General features: G+C 61.0%; 5 protein-coding genes. 1 reads left to right on the top strand and 4 read right to left on the bottom strand.

Going from position 1 to position 5031, the window contains the following annotated elements; genetic code table 11:
• From ACMLHG_RS10275 to nagA, 4 genes are all read right to left on the bottom strand, one after another.
• A partial coding sequence (locus tag ACMLHG_RS10275) for a response regulator transcription factor (protein WP_417170424.1) occupies positions 1-463 on the bottom strand: 463 nt, incomplete at its 3' end.
• 139 nt (positions 464-602) lie between these two features.
• Positions 603-1184, bottom strand: a complete 582-nt coding sequence (locus tag ACMLHG_RS10280; protein ID WP_417170425.1) for a nitroreductase family protein — start codon at positions 1182-1184, stop codon at positions 603-605.
• A 36-nt stretch (positions 1185-1220) separates the two neighbouring features.
• Positions 1221-2060, bottom strand: coding sequence for a class I SAM-dependent methyltransferase (locus ACMLHG_RS10285; protein ID WP_295806673.1), 840 nt, complete (start codon positions 2058-2060; stop codon positions 1221-1223).
• 3 nt (positions 2061-2063) lie between these two features.
• On the bottom strand, positions 2064-3248 hold the full coding sequence (gene nagA / locus ACMLHG_RS10290; protein WP_417170426.1) for an N-acetylglucosamine-6-phosphate deacetylase: 1185 nt from the start codon (positions 3246-3248) through the stop codon (positions 2064-2066).
• A 228-nt stretch (positions 3249-3476) separates the two neighbouring features.
• Here nagA and ACMLHG_RS10295 point away from each other — a divergent pair.
• The coding region (locus ACMLHG_RS10295) for a vWA domain-containing protein (RefSeq protein WP_417170427.1) at positions 3477-5031 on the top strand (1555 nt) is incomplete at its 3' end.

A 5031-nucleotide genomic window follows, 5' to 3' on the forward strand; every position in this document is an offset into this window, starting at 1 on the left:
CCAGCGGCTGAATGTCGATCCGCTCACTGCCCCGGTAAACCTTGCGCGACAGAAGATCGATCACCAGATCTCCGACGGTCAGCGTGGAAGATTCCGCGCTGGATCCCGCCCGGCGCAGCAGCGCCTGAATCCGCGCGACCAGCTCGGAAAACGAAAACGGCTTGACCAGATAATCATCGCCGCCGTTCTGCAGACCGCGGATTTTGTCGGCAACCGAATTTTTCGCACTCAGCACAATGACCGGCATGGTGATCCGGTCGGCGCGCAGCTTTTCAATCAGCGTAAAACCATCCATTCCGGGGAGCATGATGTCGACAATCGCCAGATCACACTCTTCGGTCTCCGCCTTGAACAGGCCGTCCGGACCGGTCGCGGCATGAACCGTCGAATAACCGGACTGCTGCAGGCCCTTGAGGATGAAATCCGCTGTCCTTGCGTCATCCTCCACCAAAAGAATCTTCATAAAAACCTCCTCTGAAAAAAAGAGGCCGCCGACCGCTGGGGAGGCGATCGACGGCCAATCAGGGAAACGACACTAATAGTGTAATCTGTTCCGCCTGTTTTTTCAACCCGGATTGCCAAATTGCAATCAATGTTGCACGCTACCGGGCCGGCCGGCCGACCGGCTGCACATACATGGGAAGCTGATTTTTATCAAGTTTCAGCAAACTTCTCAACACGGAAACATTGAAACTCGCCTTGAATACAGTCGCCAGATTGTTCGCCGCGCAGTAAAGATAGATGTTCTGCCCGATGAATCCGGAATCCACCGCCGCGAATTCCCGTTTCTGCCGCCCCAGATCGGCGACAATGACAACCATGAGAGGAGCGTTGTTCGCCACTTCACAGCGGCCGGCATAGACCTCCTTGAGCACATTCTTCTTCGCATCGTAGAAATAAGCGCCGTTCGGCATGACCACATAGAGCGAAAGCTCCTGCCGGTTCATTGCGGTCGGAGCGGTGCGCCGCCCGTCCTGCCGGTTGATGCCGTTCGCCGCCCAGAGCAGATTGGAGATCTCCGCCGTTTTCAGCGGGGCACTCGAGATGGCCCGCTCGCTCCGCCGCTTGGCGAGCGCCTCCATCAGCGGCATTCCGCCGGAGGTCGTCGGGGCCGGCAGCGCAATATCGGCGGCTGCAACCGATGCGGCAGCGAGCAACGCAACAGGAATCCAGGAAAATTTCATCGTTCATCCTCCTTTTTTCATATTGGAACATCCGGATCAGCCGACCCGGTAACGGACACAGATTCCGGCGGGCAACTCCCGGCCGGTGCTCTCCGGCACGGTCATCTCCCCGGATACAAATTCCCCGCCGGCGCCGAACGCCTCCCGCGCCAGCCGTTCGAGCACCAGCACCGAAAAACCGGGCGAATGGCAACTCAACACCACCGTGAACGGCCGCGAACGGTCGCGCAGTTCGGCACACCGGGCCAGCAGTTTCGGCAGATCCTCCTCGATCTTCCAGACCTGCCCGCTGGAGCCGCGGCCGAACGTCGGCGGATCCAGCGCGATCAGATTGTATTTCGAGCCGCGGCGCACTTCGCGCGCCGTGAACTTGGTGACATCGTCGGCAATCCAGCGGATCGCATCGGGGACCCGCGGATTGAGCGCCAGATTCTCCCGCCCCCATTCGATCATGCCGCGGGAGGCATCCAGATGGCAGACCCCCGCCCCCGACTGCGCCATCGCCATCGAACCGACGCCGGAGTAGCCGAAGAGATTCAACGCCTTCGCGCCCTCCCCCAGCCCGGACTCCGGAGAACGGAAAAAATCCCAGTTGCGGAACTGTTCGGCGAAGAAGCCGAGGTGACCGAAGCCGGTCGGCTTCACCTTGAGCGTGAATCCGCCCCACTGAATCCGCCAGCTCTCCGGGAGCGGACGGCGGAAACTCCAGCGGCCGCCGCCGGAGCTGTCACGGGTGAACACCGCATCGGCGGCCTCCCACTCCGATGCGGGGAGAGCCGGTTTCCAGAATGCATTGAGCGCGGGCCGGATCAGGCGGTATTCCCCCACCGCCTCCAGCTTCCGCAGATTGCCGCTGTCGAGAAGACGATATTCCATTCTTTACGCCTCCGCCTGATAGACAATCCGCCCGTTGCACACAGTCAGCAGCGCCCGGTTGGTTTTCATTTCAAACACCGCGAGATCAGCGCGCCGGTTCGGCAGGAGCAAGCCGCGATCGTTCAGCTGAAACGCCGCCGCCGGATTGCTGGTCACCGCCATCGCCGCCTGCGTCTCCGCCAGATGGCCGCAACTCATCAGACTGTGCCAGCCGGCGTCGAGCATCGTGGTCGTACCGGCCAGCACGCTCTGTTCGGTCTGCGAAAAACCATCCTTGACCCGGATCAACGACGGACCGATCCGGTACTCGCCGTTCGGCATTCCCGCCGCCATCGTGCAGTCGCTGATGCCGACCAGCTGCCGGCGGGATTTGCACCGGCAGGCGAGATCGACCATCCGCGGATGGATGTGCCGCCCGTCGATGATGAGTTCCACCGTCACCCGGTTGTCGGTGAGAGCGATGCTGGACAATCCCATCTCCCGCTGATGGAGCGGCGGCATGCCGTTGAAAAGATGGGTGCAGTAGCAGGCGCCGGCATCGATGGCGCGCAGCGTCTGCTGCTCGTTGGCGATGCTGTGGCCCATCGACGGCTTGACGCCATGCTCCAGCAGAAATTCAATCAATTCGGTAGCCTTGTCCAGCTCGGGGGCGAAGGTCATCACCCGGATCTTCCCCTGCCCTGCCTCGATAAGTTCCCGGGCGAACCCCAGGTCGATCGGCCGGATTGACTCCTCCTGCTGCGCTCCCCGTTTGAAGGGGTTGATGAACGGCCCTTCGGAATTGATGCCGACCGCTTCGGCGCCGGGGAGCTCCCGCGACATCTCCGCGGCGAGCAGAGAGAGATTTTCCAGCATATCGGCGGCGGGAGCGGCCACGATGGTCGGGAAGAACGAGGTCACCCCCCGTTCCCCCAGAATCCGGCTCATCGCATCGATCGGCCGCGGAGAGATCGTCACCGACGAGCAGTCGAAGCCACCCGCGCCATGAATGTGCGTATCGATGAACCCCGGAGTCATATAGGCATTTTCAAACCGGAACACCTCCAGCTGCGGCTCCATCTCAAATGCGGAAAGTCCGCCGACCGCCAGAATCCGGTCGTCCTCGCAGAGCACGGCTCCGTTCTCCACCCGGTGATCCGGGGTGATCAGGTGGTCGGCAATGAAGAGCCTGCGAACCCGTTTTTTCATATGTTCCTCCATCAGGAAATCAAGCGCGTTTTCCTGATAATATACGCCGGAACCGGATTTTTGCCATTCCGCAACGTTTTTTTTTCAAAAAACCAGCGGAAGATGTGACGCGGACCGGAGCAAATTCCACCGCGGCACTTGACAAATGCAGTTGCCGCATTATATTGTTTTTTCAATTACTGGGGAGTAATTTTTCGGTATATTGGACGGCACAGAGGAGGCTGAACAATGAATTTTATCCATCCACAGTTTTTCTACGCGGCACCATTGCTGCTGGCGGCAGTGGTGATTCTCTCCATATCGGCGACGGCACGGCGGCGCAAAAAACTTGCGGCGCTTCTGGGCAGCAGCGCAACCGACCCGGACGCGGTCAAACTGTCGCCCGCCCGGCGGCGCCTGCGAAACGGCTGTCTGCTTCTGGCGATGCTCTTTCTCGTCGCGGCGGCGGCCCGTCCCTTCTGGGACTCCCAGCTGGTGCCCTACGAACCGCACGGCCGGGATCTCATGGTGTTGTTCGACGTCTCCAAGAGCATGCGGGCGACCGACATCGCTCCGTCGCGGCTGGACCATGCAAAATTTCTGCTCCGGCAGCTGGTGGAGGCCGATTCCGGGGACCGGTTCGGGCTGGTCGCATTTGCCGGGAACGCCTACCTGGCCTGCCCGCTCACCTCGGACCAGCTGGCGTTCAACCAGTACATCGATGAACTGTCCACCGACACAGTGCCGCTCGGGGGAACCAATCTGGAGCTGGCGCTCAACACCGCGATGACCGCATTCAAGGCGGCGGCGGCGGGAAACCGGGCGATCGTGCTGATGACCGACGGCGACGAACTCACCGGCGACAGCAGCCGCATCGTCAATGAACTGAAGAAAAAGGAGATTCCAGTCTTCGTCATCGGCCTCGGGGATCCGGAAGTCGGGGCGCCGGTGCCGGAGGAGGACGGCACGCTCAAGCGGGACCGCGACGGGAAACTGGTGACCACCCGGCTCAACGAAGTCAATCTGCGGCGGCTGGCTGCGGAAACCGGCGGAATTTATGTCCGGAGCACCGTCACCGACACCGGCCTGGCCGCGATCGAGAACCGGATCAAACGGCTCGATCAGGCGGAACAGGAGGGGGGAAAACGCACGGTTCCGATTGAGAAGTTCCCGCTGGCGCTGATAGCGGCAGGAGTTTTTCTGCTGATCTATTTTCTGATCTCGGAGCGCCCGGGAGATCACCGGAAGCCCCGCGCCTCCAAAGCGCTGCTTCTCCTCCTCGGCATTCTCTTCGGAGCGGAACTGGCCGCGGCACCGACGCCGGCACCGGCACCGGAATCGGCCGTTCCGGCAATTCCGGCCAAACCGGAAGCACGGACCGAGGGCTCCGTCAAGGTGGAACCGGAACTGCCGGACACCCCGGATGAACTCTACAATGTCGCACGCGAAAAACAGCTCTCCGGCGATGAACAGGCTCCGCAACTCTATGAAAACGTCATCCGGCAGGCGGTGGACCGGCCGGATCTCCAGGCTCGCTCGTTCCACAATCTCGGCACCGGGGAACATCTGCAGGTCCGCAAAGGGTTTGCCGGCGCGATGGCTCAGGTCAAAGCACAGCAGCTTGACCCGGCGCTTCAGGAGTTGACTCAGGCGGAAGCCCGGGCGAAAAGCGCCGAAGAGCTTTATGTACGCAGTCTTTCCATTCCACAGAATGAAGCGGCGCTGGCGGCTTCCACCACCAATTTGCAGCAGCTCGCCGATGATCGAAAGAAAATTGAGGAGCTGAAAAAGAAAATTGAAGAGC

It is taken from the genome of Victivallis sp. (assembly GCF_048170485.1).
Lineage (GTDB): Bacteria > Verrucomicrobiota > Lentisphaeria > Victivallales > Victivallaceae > Victivallis.